The 21,412-nt window shown below is 47.2% G+C and carries 20 protein-coding genes; 17 read left to right on the plus strand and 3 right to left on the minus strand.

The features are described from left to right. Positions 1 to 16 precede the first annotated feature (16 nt). Positions 17 to 1,186, minus strand: coding sequence for an isovaleryl-CoA dehydrogenase (locus KHO06_RS20520; RefSeq protein WP_010451511.1), 1,170 nt, complete (start codon positions 1,184 to 1,186; stop codon positions 17 to 19). A 116-nt stretch (positions 1,187 to 1,302) separates the two neighbouring features. Beyond that, on the minus strand, positions 1,303 to 1,686 hold the full coding sequence (locus tag KHO06_RS20525) for a MerR family DNA-binding transcriptional regulator (protein WP_005431432.1): 384 nt from the start codon (positions 1,684 to 1,686) through the stop codon (positions 1,303 to 1,305). Between the two features lie 301 nt (positions 1,687 to 1,987). Between KHO06_RS20525 and KHO06_RS20530 the strand changes: the two genes are divergently transcribed. The 14 genes from KHO06_RS20530 (at position 1,988) to KHO06_RS20595 (ending at position 17,211) form a co-directional block, all read left to right on the plus strand. Then, on the plus strand, positions 1,988 to 3,199 hold the full coding sequence (locus tag KHO06_RS20530) for an acetyl-CoA C-acyltransferase (RefSeq protein ID WP_212583273.1): 1,212 nt from the start codon (positions 1,988 to 1,990) through the stop codon (positions 3,197 to 3,199). 36 nt (positions 3,200 to 3,235) lie between these two features. Beyond that, positions 3,236 to 4,729, plus strand: coding sequence for a CoA-acylating methylmalonate-semialdehyde dehydrogenase (locus KHO06_RS20535; RefSeq protein ID WP_212583274.1), 1,494 nt, complete (start codon positions 3,236 to 3,238; stop codon positions 4,727 to 4,729). A gap of 17 nt (positions 4,730 to 4,746) precedes the next feature. Next, positions 4,747 to 5,901: an acyl-CoA dehydrogenase family protein gene (locus KHO06_RS20540; protein WP_038889378.1), complete on the plus strand. Its 1,155-nt coding sequence runs from the start codon at positions 4,747 to 4,749 to the stop codon at positions 5,899 to 5,901. Between the two features lie 68 nt (positions 5,902 to 5,969). Then, positions 5,970 to 6,758 (plus strand): enoyl-CoA hydratase, encoded by a 789-nt coding sequence (locus KHO06_RS20545; protein WP_047477627.1) that lies wholly within the window; start codon positions 5,970 to 5,972, stop codon positions 6,756 to 6,758. An 8-nt stretch (positions 6,759 to 6,766) separates the two neighbouring features. Further along, positions 6,767 to 7,891 carry an enoyl-CoA hydratase/isomerase family protein gene (locus KHO06_RS20550; protein WP_212583275.1) on the plus strand — a complete coding sequence of 375 codons (1,125 nt, stop codon included), beginning with the start codon at positions 6,767 to 6,769 and terminating at the stop codon, positions 7,889 to 7,891. An 11-nt stretch (positions 7,892 to 7,902) separates the two neighbouring features. After that, positions 7,903 to 8,808 carry a 3-hydroxyisobutyrate dehydrogenase gene (mmsB, locus tag KHO06_RS20555; protein WP_045382541.1) on the plus strand — a complete coding sequence of 302 codons (906 nt, stop codon included), beginning with the start codon at positions 7,903 to 7,905 and terminating at the stop codon, positions 8,806 to 8,808. Between the two features lie 59 nt (positions 8,809 to 8,867). Further along, on the plus strand, positions 8,868 to 9,626 hold the full coding sequence (locus KHO06_RS20560) for an SDR family oxidoreductase (protein ID WP_047477621.1): 759 nt from the start codon (positions 8,868 to 8,870) through the stop codon (positions 9,624 to 9,626). Positions 9,627 to 10,537: 911 nt separating this feature from the next. Further along, positions 10,538 to 11,419, plus strand: a complete 882-nt coding sequence (cyoA, locus tag KHO06_RS20565; protein ID WP_005431534.1) for a ubiquinol oxidase subunit II — start codon at positions 10,538 to 10,540, stop codon at positions 11,417 to 11,419. 5 nt (positions 11,420 to 11,424) lie between these two features. After that, positions 11,425 to 13,461, plus strand: a complete 2,037-nt coding sequence (gene cyoB / locus KHO06_RS20570; RefSeq protein WP_212583276.1) for a cytochrome o ubiquinol oxidase subunit I — start codon at positions 11,425 to 11,427, stop codon at positions 13,459 to 13,461. Further along, positions 13,451 to 14,050, plus strand: coding sequence for a cytochrome o ubiquinol oxidase subunit III (gene cyoC / locus KHO06_RS20575; RefSeq protein WP_005431496.1), 600 nt, complete (start codon positions 13,451 to 13,453; stop codon positions 14,048 to 14,050). Before cyoB ends, cyoC begins: the two co-directional genes overlap by 11 nt. After that, positions 14,050 to 14,361 carry a cytochrome o ubiquinol oxidase subunit IV gene (gene cyoD / locus KHO06_RS20580; protein ID WP_005431558.1) on the plus strand — a complete coding sequence of 104 codons (312 nt, stop codon included), beginning with the start codon at positions 14,050 to 14,052 and terminating at the stop codon, positions 14,359 to 14,361. The genes cyoC and cyoD overlap by 1 nt, the downstream gene beginning before the upstream one ends. Positions 14,362 to 14,369: 8 nt before the next feature. Next, positions 14,370 to 15,242: a heme o synthase gene (gene cyoE / locus KHO06_RS20585; protein WP_212583277.1), complete on the plus strand. Its 873-nt coding sequence runs from the start codon at positions 14,370 to 14,372 to the stop codon at positions 15,240 to 15,242. 223 nt (positions 15,243 to 15,465) lie between these two features. Beyond that, positions 15,466 to 15,912 carry a hypothetical protein gene (locus KHO06_RS20590; RefSeq protein WP_235284012.1) on the plus strand — a complete coding sequence of 149 codons (447 nt, stop codon included), beginning with the start codon at positions 15,466 to 15,468 and terminating at the stop codon, positions 15,910 to 15,912. A 204-nt stretch (positions 15,913 to 16,116) separates the two neighbouring features. Beyond that, positions 16,117 to 17,211 carry an NADH:flavin oxidoreductase gene (locus KHO06_RS20595; RefSeq protein ID WP_020197252.1) on the plus strand — a complete coding sequence of 365 codons (1,095 nt, stop codon included), beginning with the start codon at positions 16,117 to 16,119 and terminating at the stop codon, positions 17,209 to 17,211. A 76-nt stretch (positions 17,212 to 17,287) separates the two neighbouring features. On the opposite strand, the gene KHO06_RS20600 is transcribed toward KHO06_RS20595, so the two are convergent. Then, positions 17,288 to 18,184 (minus strand): LysR family transcriptional regulator, encoded by an 897-nt coding sequence (locus tag KHO06_RS20600; RefSeq protein WP_050917899.1) that lies wholly within the window; start codon positions 18,182 to 18,184, stop codon positions 17,288 to 17,290. 155 nt (positions 18,185 to 18,339) lie between these two features. Between KHO06_RS20600 and KHO06_RS20605 the strand changes: the two genes are divergently transcribed. The 3 genes from KHO06_RS20605 to KHO06_RS20615 all read left to right on the plus strand — a co-directional run bounded on the left by KHO06_RS20605 (position 18,340) and on the right by KHO06_RS20615 (position 21,349). Beyond that, positions 18,340 to 18,738, plus strand: a complete 399-nt coding sequence (locus KHO06_RS20605; RefSeq protein ID WP_005431596.1) for a RidA family protein — start codon at positions 18,340 to 18,342, stop codon at positions 18,736 to 18,738. 93 nt (positions 18,739 to 18,831) lie between these two features. Beyond that, a complete protein-coding gene (locus tag KHO06_RS20610) occupies positions 18,832 to 20,292 on the plus strand; it encodes an aldehyde dehydrogenase family protein (protein WP_212583278.1) in 1,461 nt (486 codons plus the stop codon). A 67-nt stretch (positions 20,293 to 20,359) separates the two neighbouring features. Beyond that, positions 20,360 to 21,349, plus strand: coding sequence for a membrane dipeptidase (locus tag KHO06_RS20615; RefSeq protein ID WP_212583279.1), 990 nt, complete (start codon positions 20,360 to 20,362; stop codon positions 21,347 to 21,349). Positions 21,350 to 21,412: the final 63 nt, after the last annotated feature.

A 21,412-nucleotide genomic window follows, 5' to 3' on the forward strand; every position in this document is an offset into this window, starting at 1 on the left:
CTTCCTTGTCGGTGGTTTAGCGAGACTCTTCGAACAGCTCTCGTCCAATTAACATGCGGCGAATTTCAGAGGTGCCAGCGCCAATCTCATACAGTTTGGCGTCGCGCAGCAAGCGCCCGGTCGCGTATTCGTTGATGTAGCCATTACCGCCCAACAGCTGAATAGCATCGAGGGACATTTGAGTGGCAAGTTCGGCGCTGTAAAGGATCACGCCAGCGGCATCTTTACGTGTGCATTCACCTCGGTCACATGCGGCAGCGACGGTATAAACGTAAGCTTTAGCGGCGTTCATGCGTGAATACATGTCAGCAAGCTTTCCTTGTACCAGTTGGAACTCACCAATGGATTTGCCGAACTGTTTGCGGTCATGGACATACGGGACCACTTCGTCCATGCAGGCTTGCATGATGCCAAGCGGGCCGGCGGCTAGTACCACGCGTTCGTAATCTAAGCCACTCATTAACACTTCAACACCACGGTTTAATTCACCCAACACATTTTCTTTAGGCACGACACAATCTTGGAACACTAATTCACAGGTGTTGGAGCCGCGCATACCAAGTTTGTCGAGCTTCTGTGCATGGCTAAAGCCTTCAAACTCTCGCTCAATAATGAAAGCGGTGATACCACGAGAGCCGCCATTGGGATCGGTTTTCGCGTAGACCACTAAGGTGTCGGCATCAGGCCCGTTGGTGATCCACATTTTGTTGCCGTTCATTAAAAAGTGGTCGCCTTTATCTTCGGCTCGTAGCTGCATGCTAACCACGTCAGAACCCGAGTTCGGCTCACTCATGGCTAGTGCGCCAACGTGAGAACCATCGATGAGTTTAGGTAAGTATTTTTCTCGTTGAGCAGGGGAGCCATTGCGAAAGATTTGGTTAACACAAAGGTTGGAATGTGCGCCGTAACTGAGCGCGACAGACGCCGAAGCTCGGCTGATCTCTTCCATTGCAACAACATGAGCAAGGTAGCCCATGCCTGCACCACCGAACTCTTCGTCGACGGTCACGCCGAGCAAACCCATTTCACCAAACTTGGACCACAAATGATTGGGGAATTGGTTGTCGCGGTCGATATCTGAGGCGATAGGGGCGATATGCTCGGTGGCAAACGCGTTGACGTGGTCTCGGAGCATATCGATGGTTTCACCAAGCCCAAAGTTGAGTGGGGTGTAGCTGCTTTTCATAACATTTCCCTGTTGCGAGTACTGCGGTTGTTAGTACGGATAAGGTTCGAGTTACACTGCTTGGGCTTGGAAATTATGGTTATTCTTGTTTGTTTTTATTGCTCACTAATTTAGAGCTATTGGCTGTTGGTTTTATTGTTGCTCAGCGCTTGTTTACATCGCTCTTTGGCGGTTTCTAGCTCGTTCATCACGACGCTAATGTCGTCAAGTTGTTGCTGTAAGTGTGCTTGTTTTTCATCAATGATGGTCAACATTTTGAGCAGTTGCCCATCGCTTTGCTGGGTATCGTACAGCTCGAACAATTCTCGAATTTCTGCAAGTGAAAAGCCCAATCGCTTGCCACGTAAAATCAGCTTGAGGCGAATCTTATCTCTGCGTTGATATACGCGAATATTGCCTTTTCGTTCTGGCTCTATCAGCCCGACATCTTCGTAAAAACGAATGCTTCGGGTGGTAATGTCGAACTCCTTGGCGAGGTCACTAATCTTGTATTTATCCACTCGGCTTGTCCCTCTGAGTAAAAGTTTTGGCTTCTTAAAATCCCGTCATGCTTTTATCTGAAAGGCCTAGTATCGGTCTTCGCACAAAACAGGAGAAAAAATTATGTTGTTATTAATGTGTTTCTTTACGTTTACGTAAATGTTAGTGCTATGCTTACGTAAACGTCAAGGAATCACAGTGCGAAAATTCATTGCTTTATGAGAGGCTGGAGTGACAACACACTTCGTGTGAACGCTCCGTGGTAGCAGGTGTGAAGGATGAGTTGTTGAACTGTGAGTTATCGTCAAAAGGGACGAAATCATGGGAAACGACATCTGGATTGTCAGTGCAAAGCGAACGCCAATTGGGCGTTTTCAAGGTCAATTACAAGGATATTCAGCGCCTCAATTAGGGGCATTTGCCATCAAAGCGGCAGTGGATGCGAGCGGGATTAGCCAAGTCGATGAAGTCTATATGGGCTGCGTATTACCAGCAGGGTGCGGGCAAGCGCCAGCCAGACAAGCGGCGCTAGGTGCAGATCTTCCGCTAACCACAGGCTGTACCACTATCAACAAAGTATGTGGCTCGGGAATGAAGAGCGTCATGCTGGCTCACGATCTCATCAAAGCGGGTAGTATTCGAAGTGCTATTGCTGGTGGGATGGAAAGCATGACCAACGCACCGTATCTGCTCAAAGAAGCACGCAACGGCATGCGAATGGGTCATCAATCTACCTACGACCACATGTTCCTCGACGGTCTTCAAGATGCGTATGAAGGGCATTTGATGGGAGTCTATGCGCAGCAAACGGCTGACCGTTCTGAGTTTACCCGTGAGCAAATGGATGAATGGGCGATCCTATCCGCGACAAGAGCATTGGAAGCGCAAGAGCAGCGTCTGTTTGACGATGAAATCTCGCCGATAGAAATCACGACACGTCATAACACTTCAATTTTGGATTACGACGAGCATCCTTGCTCGATTAAGCTCGACAAAATTCCTCAACTCAAACCTGCTTTTGATAAGAACGGCTCGGTGACCGCAGCAAACTCTAGTGCGATTTCTGACGGGGCTGCAGCGTTAGTATTGATGGATTCTCAAGTCGCACAGCATCAAGGCTTAACGCCATTAGCAATCATCAAAGGGCACTCAACCCACGCCAGAAAGCCTGCTGAATTTACCCTCGCTCCTGTCTTTGCAATAGAGCAGTTGTTATCTCAACTCGACTGGTCAGTAGACGAGGTCGATCTTTGGGAGATCAACGAAGCGTTCGCCGTTGTCACACAAATCGCGGTACGCCAACTGGGCATCGATAAAGGCAAAGTAAACATCAAAGGCGGTGCGTGTGCGCTTGGGCATCCAATTGGTGCAAGTGGTGCTCGTATCTTGGTGACTCTCATTCATAGTCTACGCCAACTGCAAACGCTTGGTGTAGATGGTGACAACAACAATAAAAAGGTGATGCGAGGTGTTGCATCACTGTGTATCGGTGGTGGTGAAGCCACTGCTATTGGTATCGAGATACCGCTTTAATTCCAATTATCAAATAACGTAAAGAAGGACTAGATTATGACTCGCACGGTTCCCTTATTCATCGATGGTGAGTTTCGTGAATCTCAAGCAACGGATTGGGTAGAAGTCACAAACCCTGCTACCAATGAAGTGATTGCGCGCTTGCCGTGTGCTACGGATGAAGAGATGCACGCGGCAATTGAAAATGCAAAAGCCACCTTTACCTGTTGGAAAGATGTCGCCGTTTCTGAGCGCGCTCGCTTGATGCTGCGCTATCAACATCTACTTAAAGAACATCATGATGAATTGGCGACGCTACTTTCTCATGAAACAGGCAAGATCTTTGCGGATGCCAAAGGGGACGTATGGCGTGGTATTGAAGTTGTCGAGCAAGCTGCCAATATTGCCAGCAACATGATGGGAGAAACCGTCGAGAACGTTGCGACCGATATCGACAGTTATTCGCTGATCCAACCGATTGGGGTGTGCTGTGGTATTACGCCGTTTAACTTCCCTGCCATGATCCCTTTGTGGATGTTCCCAATCGCGATTGCGAGCGGTAATACCTTTATTCTTAAGCCTTCTGAGCAAGTGCCTCTCACGTCAATTCGCTTGGCTGAACTGTTCGAAGAAGCGGGTGCACCAAAAGGTGTGCTACAAATCGTGCACGGTCGTAAAGAGCAGGTCGATTTGCTGCTGAAACATCCCGATATCCAAGCCGTTTCTTTCGTTGGTTCTGTACCCGTAGCGCAATACATTTACACCACAGGCACACAGAACTTCAAACGTGTTCAAGCCTTTGCTGGCGCGAAAAACCATATGGTAGTGATGCCAGATGCGAACAAAAACCAAGTGGTGAACAACTTAGTTGGTTCATCGGTTGGTGCGGCAGGGCAACGTTGTATGGCGATATCTGTCGCTGTGTTTGTAGGCAGTTCGAAAGAGTGGATTGCCGACCTAAAGCAAGAAATGGCGAAAGTGCATCCCGGCGCTTGGGATGACGAAAATGCCGCTTACGGTCCTTTGATTAGCGCACAAGCAAAACAGCGTGTGCTTGGTTTGATTGAAGAAGGCAAACAACAAGGGGCGGTGTGTGAACTTGATGGTAGCCAATGTGAAGTGGAAGGCTTCCCAGAAGGTAACTGGGTCGGTCCGACTTTATTCAGTGGCGTCACTACCGAGATGTCGATTTACACCCAAGAAATCTTCGGGCCTGTTTTGGTGTGTATTGAGGTCGACACGTTACAAGAAGCGATAGATCTGGTGAATCGCAACCCATACGGCAATGGTACTTCAATTTTCACTGCGAATGGTGCGGCGGCGAGAAAGTATCAACATGAGATTCAAGTCGGGCAGGTAGGTGTGAACGTGCCGATTCCCGTGCCTTTGCCATTCTTCTCGTTTACGGGTTGGCGCGGCAGCTTTTACGGTGATTTGCACGCCTACGGCAAACAAGCGGTGCGCTTCTACACAGAGACCAAAACCGTGACGGCTCGTTGGTTTGATGACGATATCCCAACCGGTCCAAACTTGACTATTAATTTGCGCTAACGAAGTAAGGAGATCATATGGATTTTGAACTCAACGAAGATCAACGTATGTTTGCCGACACCGCGCAGCAGTTTGCGGCAGAGCGTTTAGCGCCAATGGCAGCAGAGTGGGATGAGAAACAAATCTTCCCCAAAGACATCCTACGAGAGGCAGGAGAGCTTGGTTTCTTGAGCCTCTACACCCCAGAAGAGCAAGGCGGTTTGGGCTTAAGCCGTTTGGATGCATCTATCATCTTCGAGCAACTCTCGATGGGATGCACATCGACTACTGCATTTATGACCATTCATAACATGGTGACTTGGATGGTCGCGAGCTTTGCTAGCGAAGAGGTAAAAGACGCGTTCTGCCCCAAACTTATTACGGGTGACTTTCTCGGTTCTTACTGTTTAACCGAGCCAAACGCAGGTTCGGACGCGGCATCTCTAACGACTTCTGCAACTAAACAAGGCGATAACTACATACTCAACGGCGGCAAAACCTTTATTTCTGGCGCAGGCGATACCGACGTTTTAGTCGTGATGGCGAGAACCGGCGATGCTGGCGCGAAAGGCGTATCAGCATTTGTTGTCCCGGCCGATGCAGAAGGGATTAGCTACGGACGTAAAGAGCCGAAAATGGGTTGGAATAGTCAGCCGACACGCGCAGTAACTTTCGACAATGTTTCTATTCCTGCGTCACATTTGCTCGGTGAAGAAGGGCAAGGGTTTGTGTTCGCTATGAAAGGTTTGGATGGCGGGCGCATTAACATTGCTACGTGTTCTGTCGGTACGGCTCAACAAGCGTTGAATCAAGCGGCGCAGTACATGCAAGAGCGCAAACAGTTTGGCAAATCATTAGCTCAATTCCAAGCATTGCAATTCAAACTGGCAGACATGGCAACCGAGCTTGTCGCTGCTCGCCAACTGGTGCGGTACGCCGCTAGCAAGTTAGACCGAGGTGACCCAGATGCCACTACTTATTGTGCCATGGCAAAACGCTTTGCAACCGATGTCGGCTTTCAAGTCTGTGACCAAGCACTGCAACTTTACGGTGGCTATGGCTACATCAAAGAATACCCAATGGAGCGCTATTTCCGTGATGTTCGAGTGCACCAAATCTTGGAAGGCACCAATGAGATCATGCGTTTGATCATCGCACGTCGATTGCTCGCAGAAGAGTCGGCATTGTTATAGACGCAACGCCAAGCTCTGCTTTTATTCATAAAACTCAGGTCATTTTCATCAAGAAAGGATTCAGAGATATGTCATTACCAGAACAACAAGCGATTCAACACACCATCAGCAATCACGTTGCGGTGGTGACCATGAACAACCCGCCTGCCAATACTTGGACGTCAGAAAGTTTAACGGCATTAAAGGAATTGGTGCTTGCGTTAAACGACAACAAAGACGTTTACGCTCTAGTGCTCACAGGGAATGGTGAGAAGTTTTTCTCGGCTGGTGCAGACCTCAAGTTGTTTGCCGATGGCGATAAAGCGGTTGCGTTAGAGATGGCGCGGATCTTTGGTGAAGCCTTTGAAACGCTGTCTGCATTTCGAGGCGTTTCCATCGCGGCCATCAACGGTTATGCCATGGGAGGCGGATTGGAAGTCGCATTGGCGTGTGATATTCGCGTGGTGGAAGAGCAAGCCGTGCTGGCACTGCCAGAGGCGAAAGTGGGCTTACTGCCTTGTGCTGGTGGTACGCAAAACCTAACCGCATTGGTCGGTGAAGGTTGGGCGAAACGCATCATATTGTGCGGTGAACAAGTCGGTGCAGCACAAGCGCGAGAACTTGGGTTAGTAGAAGAAGTGGTGGAAAAAGGTGGAGCGCTTAATAAAGCCATTGAGCTTGCAGAATCGGTTGCCAATCAATCGCCGTCTTCGGTAACCGCATGTAAAGCGCTTATCCAAAACATGCGTTCAGCGCCACTCAAACATGGTCTGATTAAAGAGCGAGAACTGTTTCTAAACTTATTCGATACCGAAGATCAAACCGAAGGGGTTTGCGCCTTCTTAGAAAAACGTAAACCCAACTGGAAGAACCAATAGGAGGTCGCATGACAGGGAAAGTAACCATTAGCGAAATAGATTGCTTAGACGGCGTGCACCGAATTGGTATCGCGACGTTAGACAACACAGCTTCTTTGAATGCGTTGACTTACGACATGTTGGCAGAACTCAACGACCAACTTATCGAATGGCAAGATGACCCTGATTTGGTTTGTGTCATCCTCAATGGGGCGGGCGAAAAAGCGTTTTGTGCAGGGGGCGATGTACGAACCATGTACCATGTCATGCACGAGAAAAGCAAAGAAGAAACTGCCGAATTCTGCTCTAACTACTTCTCGCTCGAATACGAGTGTGACTACCTGATTCATACCTACCAAAAGCCAATCATTGGCTGGGGTGAGGGCATTGTGATGGGCGGAGGTATGGGCTTGTTTATGGGCACTAGCCACAGGGTTGTTACCCCTAAATCTCGTCTTGCGATGCCAGAGATCAATATCGGGCTTTATCCAGACGTGGGTGGCACTTGGTTCTTAAGCCAAATCGACCCAGAAGTAGGTTTGTTCTTAGGACTGACTGGCGCAATGGTGAATTCAAGTGACGCTGTCACTGTTGGTTTGGCAGAATGGTTGCTGTTGGAAGAGCAATATCCGGCATTGCTTGAAGAATTGAAGCAAGTAGCTTGGGGTTCTACCGATGCCAAATCGCTAGTCAGCGCGTTACTTCAATTAATGGAAGAGGAAGTTATCGACAGTAAACCAACCACGCAAATCTGCCCGTATCTCGACCAAATTAAAGAAGCCTGCAAAGGTTCAGATTTAAATCAGATTGCCCAACGCATTCAAGCAATAGAAGGCGGCACTCAATGGCTTGAGATCGCGCAAAAGTCATTTGCCTCGGGCAGTCCGATCACCGCGCATATCTGCTTTAGACAAGTCAAAGAGTACCACCGTTTGTCGTTGGCGGATTGTTTCCGTCTAGAGCTAACCTTGTCAGTTCGTAGCGCATTACTCGGTGAGTTTGAAGAGGGCGTGCGCTCTCGATTAGTTGATAAAGACGGCAATCCAAAATGGATGTTTAACAGCGTCAGTGAAGTCGATGAAAGCGTCATCGACACCTTGTTTACTTCTCTTTGGTCAGAAGAGGAACATCCACTTGCACAGCTAGGAAAATAAGGAGAAACAACATGAGTACCATTGCATTTATTGGCTTGGGCAACATGGGCAGTCCAATGGCACAAAACCTATTGGCTTCAGGGTTTCATGTGCAAGTGTTCGATGTGGATGTGAACGCCGCGAAGCAACTCGAACCGTTTGGCGCAGTGGTTGCTAGTACCTTAGAAGAAGCCGTGGATGGCGCTGGCACGGTGATCACCATGCTACCTGCAGGTGCACACGTGCGTGCGGTGTATTTGGGGGATTTACATGGTGGTGTTGGTTTGCTCAACATTGTGCAGGACAATGCATTGCTGATTGACTGTTCGACCATTGATCCAGATTCTGCTCGTTTGGTGGCGAACGAAGCACAGAACAAACGATTGTTGTTTGTTGATTCTCCTGTTTCAGGCGGTGTGGCAGGCGCAAAAGCGGCAACGCTGACCTTTATTGTTGGCGGTTCGGACGAAGCATTCTCCAAAGCCAATGCGATCTTGCGATACATGGGTAAGAACGTATTCCACGCAGGGAAAGCAGGCGATGGTCAGATGGCGAAGATCTGTAACAACCTCATGCTAGGTATTTTGATGTCGGGAACTTGCGAAGCGCTCAACCTCGGTATCGACCACGGACTTGATCCGAAAGTCTTATCCAACATCATGCTGCAAAGCTCAGGTCGAAACTGGGCGTTAGAGCTTTATAATCCATGTCCCGGAGTGATGGACTCTGCACCAGCGAGTAATCAATACAACCCTGGTTTTATGAGTAAGCTGATGTTGAAAGATCTTGGCTTAGGTTTGGATGCAGCGCTGCAAACTAACTCTTCTGTCCCAATGGGATCTTTGGCTCGCAACCTCTATGCATTCCATAACGCAGCAGGTCACGCGGAACTCGATTTCTCTAGCTTGTTTGAATTCTATAAGAACCAAAAGGGCTAAAAGAGAGATTCCCTATCAGGCGTTTAAGCATGGAAGTCATCCAGTAATGGAGTACAGATATGGATTTAAAAAACAGTGTCATTGCAATCACAGGGGCGGGGCAAGGGTTAGGACAGATGATGGCGGTCAGCCTTGCTCAAGCGGGCGCAGATTTAGCCCTACTTGATGTGAACGAAACCGGGCTTCTGAACACTCAAGAGCAATGTCGAATGCTCAGTGCCAAGGCGCTGATTTATCGACTCGATGTTACCAATGAATCTGAAGTGGAAGAAACCTTTGACGAGATTATCCAAGACTTTGGGCAGCTTAATGCTTTAGTCAACAACGCAGGTATATTACGAGACGGGTTGTTGGTCAAAGCTAAAGATGGCGAGATCACCAAGATGTCGCTTGAGCAGTTCAACCTAGTAATGAACGTCAATGTGACCGGCACTTTCTTGTGCGGCCGAGAAGCGGCGGTCAAAATGATCGAGAGTGGCTCGAAAGGGGCCATCATTAACATCTCCAGTGTGGCGAGAGCAGGCAATATTGGACAAACCAATTACTCTGCATCGAAGGCTGCCGTTGCGACCATGGCAACAACATGGGCAAGAGAGCTTTCCAGATACGGTATCCGTGCTGCGGCCATTGCCCCCGGTGTTATCAAAACCGCTATGGCGGAGCAAATGAAGCCAGAAGCCATAGACCGACTGCAAAAGATGATACCTGTCGGAAGGATGGGGGAGACAAGTGAGATTGCTCATGCCGTAAAATACATTCTCGAAAACGACTATTTCACTGGGCGGGTGCTCGAAGTGGATGGCGGGATAAGAATGTAAACAAAGAGCCGATTATGGCTCTTTTTTGTTTTTGAGTGTCTCAATTTTGTGTGTGTAATAAGCATTTTGGAAGAATGCTATTCCGAACACGAAATAAAACAAACCAGTTTTAGTCGAGTCGTCTGCATCAGACCAGAACCACACTGTGAAAGAAAAAATGATGACGTAATAGAACGTTAGAATAAGAAGTTTGGACATGACCGTAATGCCTGATTTTTCACCTTAATCAAACAATAAACTCATCGTAAGCCCAACAAAGACAGTTAGCTTCCTAGCCTCGAATGAACTCACGAATTTAAATGTACAGAATGAAATGTTCTCAAGCTAAAGACGCTGCTACTTAGTGTTAAAGTGAGTTAACAGTTAAGTGGGCGGTTTCCCAATTACTCGTCAAAATATAAGGATCGTGAATGATAGGTTGTTCTTGGTGATTGAAATTTGAAATGCCATGTAAATAGTATGTGAATTCATAACTATGATGCTTGTCACGCTTTATTTAATTCGTACTTTCTAATGTAGTGCTCGGCGTATTTTCTAATGCGTGACTAAACATGTCACCTTTTCCTCTTCATTGATCCTTTCAGTAAAAGGCTTTAATCCTGAAGCACGTAAATATTGTGTGTCTTTTTTTGTCTTCATTGCCTAATGCTTTGTTTCGTAAATGGAATGTTAGTTTCCATTTGTGTCTGGTGAGGTTTGTCCTTTCTCTCCCCATAATGCGGTCGAATGTAACAATGTATTTCAAAGTGTAACAATAAACTCACGTTGTGAGTGTGGTTTTAACCATCAAGCAACTTGATGTTCCTACTAAGAAGTCCATTGCTGCATAAGCTCAACACAAAAATATTCTAATGACCAAGACAACCAATTACAGGGCTTACTCTGTTGTTGGCTAACCATCGAGAAAGTTAATGGAAGCTTCAAGATATACACGCATCTTATCGAGGATAAGTTTGGTGGCGACCATCCTTATGCTCGCAGGGTGTAACTCTGCTCTACTTGACCCGAAAGGTAGTATTGGCGTTCAGGAGAAAGAGCTGATCATCACAGCCCTTCTACTGATGCTGATTGTCGTGATCCCTGTGATTCTTATGACAATCTACTTTGCTTACCGCTACCGTGAGTCAAATACAGGCGAGGAGTACGCGCCGGATTGGTCGCATTCGACCAAGATCGAAGTGGTGGTATGGACTATTCCAATCATCATCATCGCGATTCTAGCCGCCATCACTTGGCGCTCTACTCATGAGTTAGAGCCATCTAAGCCAATCGAAAGTGATGTTAAACCGATCACTATCGAAGTGGTGTCGCTCGACTGGAAATGGCTATTCATTTACCCAGAAGAGAACATTGCGACAGTTAACTACGTGGCATTCCCTAAAGATGTTCCTGTTCAGTTCAAACTGACGTCGGACAATATCATGAACGCGTTCTTCATCCCACGTTTGGGAACACAGATTTACGCAATGCCTGGCATGGTGACCAAGCTGAACCTGATTGCGAATCACACTGGTGATTACAAAGGTTTTGCTTCTAACTACAGCGGTGAAGGCTTCTCACAAATGAAGTTCACAGCATCGGCAATGGAAGATCGCACGGCATTCCTAAACTGGGTGCAACAAGTGAAAGCTAGCCCAGACCGTATTGAAGACTGGGAGCAATTCCGCTCGCTTGCATCACCAACGGTGGCTGAGCCTGTGAAGCTGTTCTCTAGCGTTCCACCATTTTTGTTCACCGACGTCGTGACCCAGCATCCGGGTTCAATGAACTGTTTGCCGGAAAATCTAGGATAATCGCAATGTTTGGAAGATTAACACTTGAATCAATCCCTTATCACGAGCCGATTATCGTCGTCACTCTAGCGGTGATCGCGATCGTTGGTTTGGCTGTCGTTGCGGCGATAACCAAAGCGGGTAAGTGGCAATACTTATGGAATGAATGGTTTACTTCAGTAGACCACAAAAAATTAGGCTTTATGTACATCGCTGTGGCAATGGTGATGTTGATTCGTGGCTTTGCTGATGCGGTCATGATGCGTAGCCAACAGCTGCTTTCTGCGGCAGGTGAGACCGGTTATCTACCACCACATCACTACGATCAAATCTTTACCGCCCACGGCGTAATCATGATTTTCTTCGTGGCGATGCCGTTGGTTATTGGTTTGATGAACATCATCGTACCGCTGCAAATTGGTGCGCGTGACGTGGCATTCCCTTACTTAAACAACCTGAGTTTCTGGTTGTTTGTTGTGGGTGTGATCCTAACCAACATGTCACTTGGCTTAGGTGAGTTTGGTCGTACTGGTTGGTTGGCGTATCCGCCACTGTCTGGTATCGAAGCAAGCCCAGGAGTCGGGGTAGACTATTGGATATGGGCACTGCAAATATCTGGTGTGGGTACCACGCTGACGGGCGTGAACTTCTTCGCAACCATCTTGCGCATGCGTACACCGTCTATGCCAATGATGAAGATGCCAGTGTTCACGTGGGCGTCCCTGTGTGCCAACATCCTAATCATTATTTCATTCCCAATCTTGACGGTAACCATCGCGCTACTGACATTGGATCGCTACATCGGTACACACTTCTTCACCAATGATCTTGGTGGCAACGTAATGATGTACGTGAACTTGATTTGGGCATGGGGTCACCCAGAAGTATACATCTTGATCTTGCCTATCTTTGGTGTGTTCTCTGAAGTAACCGCAACGTTCTCACGCAAGAAACTGTTTGGTTACACCTCTCTAGTATGGGCGACCATCGTTATTACGATTTTGGCGTTCGTCGTTTGGCTGCATCACTTCTTCACCATGGGCTCAGGTGCGAATGTGAATGCGTTCTTCGGCATCGCCACCATGATTATCTCTATCCCGACCGGGGTGAAGATCTTCAACTGGCTATTCACCATGTACAAAGGTCGAATCCGCTTTACCACTCCGATGATGTGGACGGTTGGCTTCCTAATTACCTTCTCTGTAGGTGGTATGACGGGCGTACTAATGGCAGTGCCAGGCGCGGACTTTGTTCTGCACAACTCAGTGTTCCTGATTGCGCACTTCCATAACGTAATCATCGGTGGTGTGGTATTCGGTTGTTTCGCTGCAATCACATACTGGTTCCCGAAAGCAACTGGCTTCACCATGAACGAAACATGGGGCAAACGTGCATTCATTTGCTGGATTGTCGGTTTCCTAATGGCGTTCCTACCACTGTACGCGCTGGGCTTTATGGGTATGACGCGTCGTCTAAGCCAAGATCTGAACCCAGAGTACTTCCCACTGTTGGCAGTTGCCGCAGCAGGTACGGCAGTGATTGCGCTTGGCGTGGTTTGTCAGTTCATTCAAATCTACGTGAGTGTTCGTGACCGTGAGCAAAATCGTGACCTAACGGGTGACCCGTGGGGCGGTCGTACTTTCGAGTGGGCGACTTCTTCACCACCGCCGTTCTACAACTTCGCGCACCTACCAAAAGGCGACGTTCTAGATGGGTTCTGGTACCAAAAACAGAGTGGCGAATTCGATCCAACCAAAGAAGTGGAATACGAGCGTATCCATATGCCGAAGAACACACCAACAGGTATCTACGTATCTGCATGGGCATTGGTGTTTGGCTTCGCGATGATTTGGTACATCTGGTGGCTAGCAGCAGCAAGCTTTGTTGGCATCATCGTGACTTGTATTCAACACAGCTACAACGACGATGTGGATTACTACGTTGAAGTTGAAGAAATCAAAGCGATTGAAGCGGAGCGTCGAGCTCAACTTGAAGAAGCGAAGAAAAACGAAGTGAAAGACAACGAGAAAAAAGACGATCTGGAGGTGACGTATGCAAGCTAATGTAGCCGCTCACGACCACGATCATCACCATGACTCGGCCGGCAACAAGTTGTTTGGTTTCTGGGTTTACCTAATGAGTGACTGTGTATTGTTTGCGACCTTGTTTGCAACTTACGCAGTACTTGAAAGTGGCTCTATCGCGGGCCCAACAGGTAAAGATATCTTTGAACTGCCGTTCGTATTTGTAGAAACCATGTTGCTACTGTTTAGTAGTATCACGTTTGGTTTCGGCATGATTGCGATGAAGCGCAAAGATGTCGCAGGCCTAAAACGTTGGTTAAAAGTAACCTTCTTGCTTGGTCTTGGCTTCATCTGCATGGAAGTGTATGAGTTCCATCACCTAATTGAAGAAGGTTACGGGCCGCAAGAAAGTGCGTTCCTGTCTGCGTTCTTTACTTTGGTGGGCACTCACGGTCTCCACGTGACCTTTGGTTTGATCTGGCTGGCGGTGGGTTACCACCAGCTATCAACTAAGGGCCTGAACGACAACATGTCGATGCGATTCCAGTGTCTAAGCTTGTTCTGGCACTTCCTAGACATCGTTTGGATTTGCGTATTCACCATCGTTTACTTACTGGGGGTTATGTAATGGAAAACCATCTAGATACCGGTGCTTCTGATTACGTAAAAGGCTTCATCGCGTCGCTGATCCTGACGGTGATTCCTTTCTACTGTGTGTGGGCGCAAGTGCTGCCAGATACTGCGACTTATGCGGTGTTGTTTGGTTGTGCGCTTGTTCAGATCTTCGTGCACTTTAAGTACTTCCTGCATATGGAAGTGAAAACACCAGAAGGCCAATGGAACTTCGTTTCACTGATGTTTACCGCCATTGTTGTTTTGATTCTTATCGCAGGTTCGATTTGGATCATCTACAACATGAACGTCAACATGAAGTTGTAGGCTAGGGTATGCTGAAAAGATATTTGTCTATTACCAAACCGGGCATCATTTTCGGCAACCTGATTTCTGTTGCGGCGGGGTTCTTCCTCGCCGCAAAATCAGAACCAGCGAGCTTTCTGTTGTTATTGACAACGTTAGTTGGCGTGGGGCTTGTAATTGCATCAGGATGCGTGGTGAATAACATCTTTGACCGCGATATCGATCAAAAGATGAAGCGCACGCAAAACCGCGAATTAGTGATGGGTAACATCAATACCGATGCGGCTTTTGTTTATGCTTTAGTATTGTTGCTTAACGGCACGGCGCTGCTATTCCAAGTGGTGAATCCGCTTTCGGCCGTGGTTGTACTCTTGGGTTACGTGTTTTATGTCTTCTTTTACACCATGTGGTACAAGCGAAATTCGGTTTACGGCACCTTAGTTGGCAGTATTTCCGGCGCAGTTCCTCCTTTGGTGGGTTACCTAGCCGTGACCAACTACATTAGCTTGGAAGCTACATTGCTGTTCGTCATGTTTTGTCTGTGGCAAATGCCGCACTCTTACGCGATTGCTATGTTCCGCATGCAAGATTACCGTGATGCAGGCATTCCAGTACTTCCTGTTAAAGAGGGGATTGCTAAAGCGCATCAGCATATGAAAGCGTATGTGGTAGCTTTTGGTGTGGTTGCTATTGGACTGTTTATGCTAGGTGAAGCAGGTTACGAGTACTTAGCCGTTTCGGCGGCGGTGTGTTTTATATGGACACGTGTGACGTTCCAAAAAGTGGATTACAACAACTACATTCAATGGTCCAAATCGGTGTTTAAGATGTCGTTATTGGTTGTCATGGGCATCAGCGGCGTACTTGGGCTGGAGTTGATTCCACTGCCGTTTATTCATTAAAGAGCGTATCTATGTGGTTCGCTCTTTATGATAAACATATATATTGCATTTTTATTAAGCTAGTATCGCAAAAGTAATGCCTAAATTTTCTTACTAAGTAAAGCCTAGTTAAATTGGTTACGTTTAACATGTTTGTTCATCAATGAGTTTGATTATATTTTGACTAGGCAATTAAAGTGCTATTAACAATAGAGAAACCAGTAGGAAAAAACAGGCTCTTCTAATGTTTGCAATTGTAAAAAGAGCCTACCTATTATCAATATTGGTGAGCATCGTATTTTTGATTCCTTCTAGTGCTTACGCTGTACTCCCTGCATCTTTAAGTTCTGTAAGCAGCTATCGAATAAATGAGCAGTTAGTGAGGATTGCGATTCACAACATGGAAGTAAATCCCTTAATTGAGATAGATACCATCGATACACCCAGTTATACGCTTAATTACTCCAAGAAGATAAAGTCGATTCTATTAGATAAAGAGGTTTTAGCTTTTACTGACTCTGCAGGGGTTTTTGTCGAAGATTACGGAAAACGAGGCACTAAACTGTTTTTTGTATTGGATTATTTTTATTTGCAAAGTGGGAGTGTCCTTGTGGACTGCGAAGTCTCATTCAACAAAGGAAAAATCATGCAGCCAGAGTGCTCAGTAAAAGAATACGAAGAGGTAGAGTAGAGTTTGTCCCGTTTACCCATTTATCTCACCAAACCTTAATCCAGATTAAAGTTTTGCCGCAGTTTCGGCGGTAAGGTTCGCGTCGCTCATTGCACTGAACAGAAATTCAGAGAAGGAACAGCCATGCTTTGTGTATCGCTGTTCCTTTTTCGTTCCTGCTTGGTAGTGATGTATCTAAAAAGACAGATTTTAAGAGGACTGGACTTGAGCATTTTGTTTTCAGAAGCCCGCATTGGCAACATGACACTAAAGAACCGCTTTGTACGTAGTGCAACGTGGGAAAATATGGCGACAGAAGACGGTCACATGACCGAGAAGCTGTACGACATTTATGAAGAACTTGCTAAAGGTGAAGTGGGCCTGATCGTTACTGGCTACGCAAACATCGTAGAAGAAGAAAAGCCGAACGCAGGCATGATGGGGATCTACAACGACTCTTTCATCGATGAATACAAAAAGCTGACTGACCTTGTCCATGAGCATGACGCTAAGATCGTCATGCAGATCGCTTACGGCGGTACAAAAACGACATTCAACGTGGGTGAGCGTGTGATTTTTGCTCCAAGTGAAGTGCCAGAGCGCGGCACCAAAACGGAAGGCAAAGCGATGACTCAAGATGAGATCGACTACATCGTTAAAGCATTCGCATTAGCAAGTAAGCGTGCGCAAGATTCTGGCTTTGATGGTGTAGAAATCCACGCGGCGCACACGTACCTGATCAACCAGTTCTTAAGCCCATATTACAACCGTCGCGAAGACCAGTACGGCGGCAGCCTTGAGAACCGCATGCGTTTCCTTATGGAGATCTATGCCGAAACACGCAAGCTAGTTGGTGATGATTTCCCGATTCTGGTTAAGCTGACAGCAACGGAATTCTTCGATGGCGGTCTGACGTTCGATGAAACGCGCATTGTGTGTAAGAAGCTAGAAGAAGTGGGCGTGGATGCGATCATTGTATCGGGTAACATTCACGGCAACGCAAGCACCATGGTAGGTGAATCGTTCGATGGTTACACGCTACAAGAAGAAGGTTACTTCCACGAGTACGGCCAAGTGATCAGCCAAGATGTGAACGTACCTGTGATTACCGTAGGTGGCTTAAACGACTTCTGTGCGATTGAAGACTTGGCTGAAAACACCAAGATTCAATTCTTCGCGCTTTCTCGTCCGTTATTGGCAGAGCCACAATTGATCAAGCGCTGGAAAGACGGTAACCGCGCCGAAGTGGACTGCGAACGTTGTTCTAAGTGTCGCACCAAGCGTGGTAACTTCTGCGTGGTTTACAAGCGCAGAAAGTAGTGCGTTCTGGCTCATGAAATTTTAAAAAGCCCCTGATGCTTAACGTGTCAGGGGCTTTTTTAGTTGTGAGTTATGCCTATGTAGTTTCTACTTCTTCTTGGTAGTTCAAGTAATGAATGCACAGATCATGAAACGCTTTTGCTTGAGGGGAGATGGTTCTATCCGTCAGAGTAAAGATGCCAACCTGTCTTTCCAAAGGTGGATCGATCAGCGGAATCCAAACTAAGCGGGTTTCATTAGTGGGGAACGCTAATTTCGGCAAGGTAGTGACACCAATACCGAGCTCCAGAACGGAGAACAAAGATGTGATGTTCTCAACGGAATATAAAGCCTGTTCACTGAGCGCGCGTGCAGGAGTGGGATCGAGTAGGGTACACGTGCCGTTTCGAATAAAGGGCTGTTCTAATAAGGTCTGCCATTCAATACCCTCGGGGTGTTGGGCAATAGGGTTGTCCTTCAAACACACCACGCCAATTGGATCGGAGATCAATGGAGTAAATTCAATACCGCCTTCATCTAAATGTGATGGGTTTCCTAACGCTAAATCGACCTCGCCTGATAAAAGACGGGCTTCGACCCCTGCTGCGTTATCATCAATTAGGCTGACCTCGACGTTAGGGTATTGTTCACAAAATGCGCCCAAAACACTTGGAATGAGCTTAGCAGCAACAGAAGGGACACTGGCAATTCGCACTCGACCTTGCTGTCCAGCAGCGGCTGCTTTTAAGTCGTTGTTCAGTGCGTGATAGATATTAAGAAACTGGATGATCTTGGGTAAGCAGATTTCACCAAAGGGCGTGAGTTTAGATTTATTGCCCGTTTCAAACAGCGTTTGACCGAGGTTTTTTTCCAGTTCTTTGATCGACGTTGACAGCGCAGCTTGAGAGCGGTTTGCTCTATGTGAAGCCGCCCTAAAACCGCCTTCCTCGACCACCATCACAAAATGCTTTAATTGTTGAAGTTTGATACTCATCGCGAAACCCCTGCAACCCCTTTATTTATTGGAATCTTCATAAGGTGATAGATTTTTTTTATCAAATGTAAAAAATTTACCGTTCGATTTATCGACTGTCAATGTGCAGTATTTAACTATCTTGAAACAAGGTTGTTACAAAGGTTGAAAGGCACGTGAATACTTCTACGAAAAAATACCCAGTCAAAACGGCACTATTTGCTTCTAAAGCACCACTAGAGTGGGCCATCGTCAACAATGGCACGTTATACACGGCGCAAATCCCAATCGATGATACGGGCGCGGTCGTGGAAGGTGGCATCGAAGCGCAAACACGCCAAACCTTTAATAATCTCATTCACACCCTTGAGTGCGCGGGCGAGTCGCTTGATTCAGTTCTACAAGTGCTGATCTACGTGACGGATCGCGAGTATCTAAAAACGGTAAATCAAGTGTATGCGGAATACTTTGAAGCGCCTTATCCAAACCGCGCAGCCATGGTTGTTGCAGGTCTTGCCCGTGAAGAAATGCTGGTCGAGTTTGTGGTTTACGCCTCAGCGAACCAGCCAGAGTAAAGAACAAAAACACACAGCCAAGTTTGGCGTATTAAGTGAGATGAATGAGCTGGTGGAAGACCACTAGACGTCAGGAAGAACAAGGACAGAGCAATGACTTTTATCAATAATGTTCAAGCAGAAAAATCCCTCTACATTGCCGGTGAATGGCAATCTGGCATCAACACGATTGCAAACATCAACCCTTCAGACATCAGTGAAAATTTAGGCGACTTTGCTCAGGCGAGTGAAGCGCAAGTCGAACAAGCGATTCAGGCCGCGAAAGTTGCGCAGCCAGAATGGGAAAAAACACCGATTGAGCGTAAACAAGCAGTATTACAAGCGATTGGTGATGAGCTGATCGCTCGTTGTGACGAGCTTGGTACATTGCTTTCACGCGAAGAAGGCAAACCATTTGCAGAAGGTCGAGGTGAAATCTACCGCGCTGGACAATTCTTCCAATATTTTGCGGCTGAAGTGCTGCGTCAAATTGGCGATAACGCTGCTTCTGTCCGTCCAGGGGTTTCCGTTGAGGTTACTCGTGAAGCAGTTGGCGTTATCGCCATCATTTCTCCTTGGAATTTCCCAACTGCGACTGCCGCTTGGAAAATCGCGCCAGCCCTTGCGTTTGGTAACAGTGTGGTTTGGAAGCCAGCGAATTTAACACCAGCAAGTGCCGTCGCACTGACTGAGATTATCCATCGACAAGGCTTACCAGCAGGTACATTTAACCTAGTGTTGGGCAGTGGCTCACAAGTGGGCAACACCCTAATTAATTCGAAAGACGTAAACGGTGTGAGCTTTACTGGATCTGTTGATACGGGTCGTAAAGTCGCAGCAGCGACAGCGCCAAACTTCGTTCGCTGTCAGTTAGAAATGGGCAGTAAAAACGCACTCGTGGTTGCTGATGATGCTGATATTCAAATTGCTGTTGAAGCGACGATTGCAGGTTCTTTCTCCGGCGCAGGTCAGAAGTGTACGGCTTCATCTCGTTTAGTGGTGATGGATGGTATTCACGATGCGTACGTTGAAGCACTGATCAAACGAATGAGCGAGCTTAAAGTTGGCCACGCATTAGAAGAAGGCATCTTCCTGGGACCAGTGGTGGATGGCAACCAGTTGGAAGCGAACTTCGATTGGATCGAGAAGGCACGTCAAAGTGGTGCAGAGTTGGCATTCGGTGGCGAGCGATTAAACCTGAAACATGAAGGCTTCTACATGTCGCCAACTCTGTTCCTTAACACGCAAAACCGCTGGGAAGTGAACCAAGAAGAAGTGTTCGCACCGATGGCAAGTGTGATTCGAGTTTCTGATTTGGATGAAGCCATTGCCGTGGCGAACGATACTCGCTTTGGTTTGACGGGCGGCATCATCACACAAAGCCTTCGTAACAGCGCCATCTTCAAGCAGCAGGTACAAACAGGTTGTGTGATGGTCAACCTACCAACCGCAGGAACGGATTACCACGTACCGTTTGGCGGTCGTAAAGAGTCGAGCTTTGGTCCACGCGAGCAAGGTCAGTATGCGAAAGAGTTCTACACCGTGGTGAAAACCGCTTATCAACGTCCTTACTAAGTGAAATAGGGCAGCCGAGGATTCCGCTGCCCAACCTTAAAGGCTCATTAACGTTTAAGGAGTGGTTATGTACCAACAACGGATTGTGATTGATGGATTGCAGTACTGCAATTGGGATAGAGAGTACTTTCAGACACTAAAAGCCAGCGGCATCACCGCTGTGCATGCAACGATCGTTTATCACGAAAATGCACGAGAAACGTTAACCCGCTTTGCTGAATGGAATCTTCGCTTCGAGCAAAACGCAGATCTCATCATGCCAATTCATTCCATGGCCGATGTCGAGAAAGCGAAGACAGAAGGAAAAGTAGGGGTCTTCTTTGGTGCGCAAAACTGTTCTCCAATTGATGATGAAATTGGCCTGATTGAAGTCATGCGTCGCCAAGGTTTGTTGATCATGCAGCTGACCTACAACAACCAAAGCTTGTTGGCGACAGGCTGCTATGAGCAGAACGACTCTGGTGTCACGCGCTTTGGTAAACAGGCCATCGAAGAAATGAACCGTGTTGGGATGATCATCGACATGTCACACAGTGCAGAGCGCTCGACATTGGAAGCGATTGATCTTTCTTCCCGCCCTATTTGCATCAGCCACGCAAACCCAACGTTCGCCCATGACGCTCTGCGTAATAAATCTAACAACGTTATCAAAGCACTGACGGAACGCGGCGGTTTGATTGGCTTTAGTTTGTACCCGTTCCACCTGCCAAATGGTAGCCAATGCTCGCTTGATGATTTTTGCCAAATGGTCGCCAAAACGGCTGATTTGTTTGGTGTGGATCATCTGGGTATTGGCAGTGATCTTTGCTTGAACCAGCCACAGCAAGTCCTTGAATGGATGCGTAATGGCCGTTGGTCGAAAGCGATGGATTATGGTGAAGGTTCGGCAAGTAATTCTGGTTGGCCCGATGCACTGCCTTGGTTTAGCGGTAGCAAGGGTATGGAGAATATTTACAACGGCTTAATGCGCCACGGATTCAGCGAATCTGAGGCAGGAAAAATACTGGGTGAGAACTGGTTTAACTTTTTGAAAGAAGGGCTGGAGGCCAAGTTATAAGTTGTAACCCGAACAAGGAATAGCCCGCCACCAATACAATAATAAGGCGGGCGTTAAAGTCAC

The sequence above is a fragment of the Vibrio sp. B1FIG11 genome (assembly GCF_905175335.1).
In the GTDB taxonomy this organism is placed as follows: Bacteria; Pseudomonadota; Gammaproteobacteria; order Enterobacterales; family Vibrionaceae; genus Vibrio; species Vibrio campbellii.

Bases quoted from the DNA above. Each gene is read 5' to 3' on its own strand.
- KHO06_RS20540 (WP_038889378.1), top strand. From the start codon at position 4,747: ATGGATTTTGAACTCAACGAAGATCAACGTATGTTTGCCGACACCGCG.
- KHO06_RS20610 (WP_212583278.1), top strand. From the start codon at position 18,832: ATGACTTTTATCAATAATGTTCAAGCAGAAAAATCCCTCTACATTGCC.
- cyoA (WP_005431534.1), top strand. From the start codon at position 10,538: ATGGAAGCTTCAAGATATACACGCATCTTATCGAGGATAAGTTTGGTG.
- KHO06_RS20590 (WP_235284012.1), top strand. From the start codon at position 15,466: ATGTTTGCAATTGTAAAAAGAGCCTACCTATTATCAATATTGGTGAGC.
- KHO06_RS20535 (WP_212583274.1), top strand. From the start codon at position 3,236: ATGACTCGCACGGTTCCCTTATTCATCGATGGTGAGTTTCGTGAATCT.
- KHO06_RS20550 (WP_212583275.1), top strand. From the start codon at position 6,767: ATGACAGGGAAAGTAACCATTAGCGAAATAGATTGCTTAGACGGCGTG.
- cyoD (WP_005431558.1), top strand. From the start codon at position 14,050: ATGGAAAACCATCTAGATACCGGTGCTTCTGATTACGTAAAAGGCTTC.
- cyoB (WP_212583276.1), top strand. From the start codon at position 11,425: ATGTTTGGAAGATTAACACTTGAATCAATCCCTTATCACGAGCCGATT.
- KHO06_RS20520 (WP_010451511.1), bottom strand. From the start codon at position 1,186: ATGAAAAGCAGCTACACCCCACTCAACTTTGGGCTTGGTGAAACCATC.
- mmsB (WP_045382541.1), top strand. From the start codon at position 7,903: ATGAGTACCATTGCATTTATTGGCTTGGGCAACATGGGCAGTCCAATG.
- KHO06_RS20560 (WP_047477621.1), top strand. From the start codon at position 8,868: ATGGATTTAAAAAACAGTGTCATTGCAATCACAGGGGCGGGGCAAGGG.
- KHO06_RS20530 (WP_212583273.1), top strand. From the start codon at position 1,988: ATGGGAAACGACATCTGGATTGTCAGTGCAAAGCGAACGCCAATTGGG.
- cyoC (WP_005431496.1), top strand. From the start codon at position 13,451: ATGCAAGCTAATGTAGCCGCTCACGACCACGATCATCACCATGACTCG.
- KHO06_RS20615 (WP_212583279.1), top strand. From the start codon at position 20,360: ATGTACCAACAACGGATTGTGATTGATGGATTGCAGTACTGCAATTGG.
- KHO06_RS20545 (WP_047477627.1), top strand. From the start codon at position 5,970: ATGTCATTACCAGAACAACAAGCGATTCAACACACCATCAGCAATCAC.
- KHO06_RS20600 (WP_050917899.1), bottom strand. From the start codon at position 18,184: ATGAGTATCAAACTTCAACAATTAAAGCATTTTGTGATGGTGGTCGAG.
- cyoE (WP_212583277.1), top strand. From the start codon at position 14,370: ATGCTGAAAAGATATTTGTCTATTACCAAACCGGGCATCATTTTCGGC.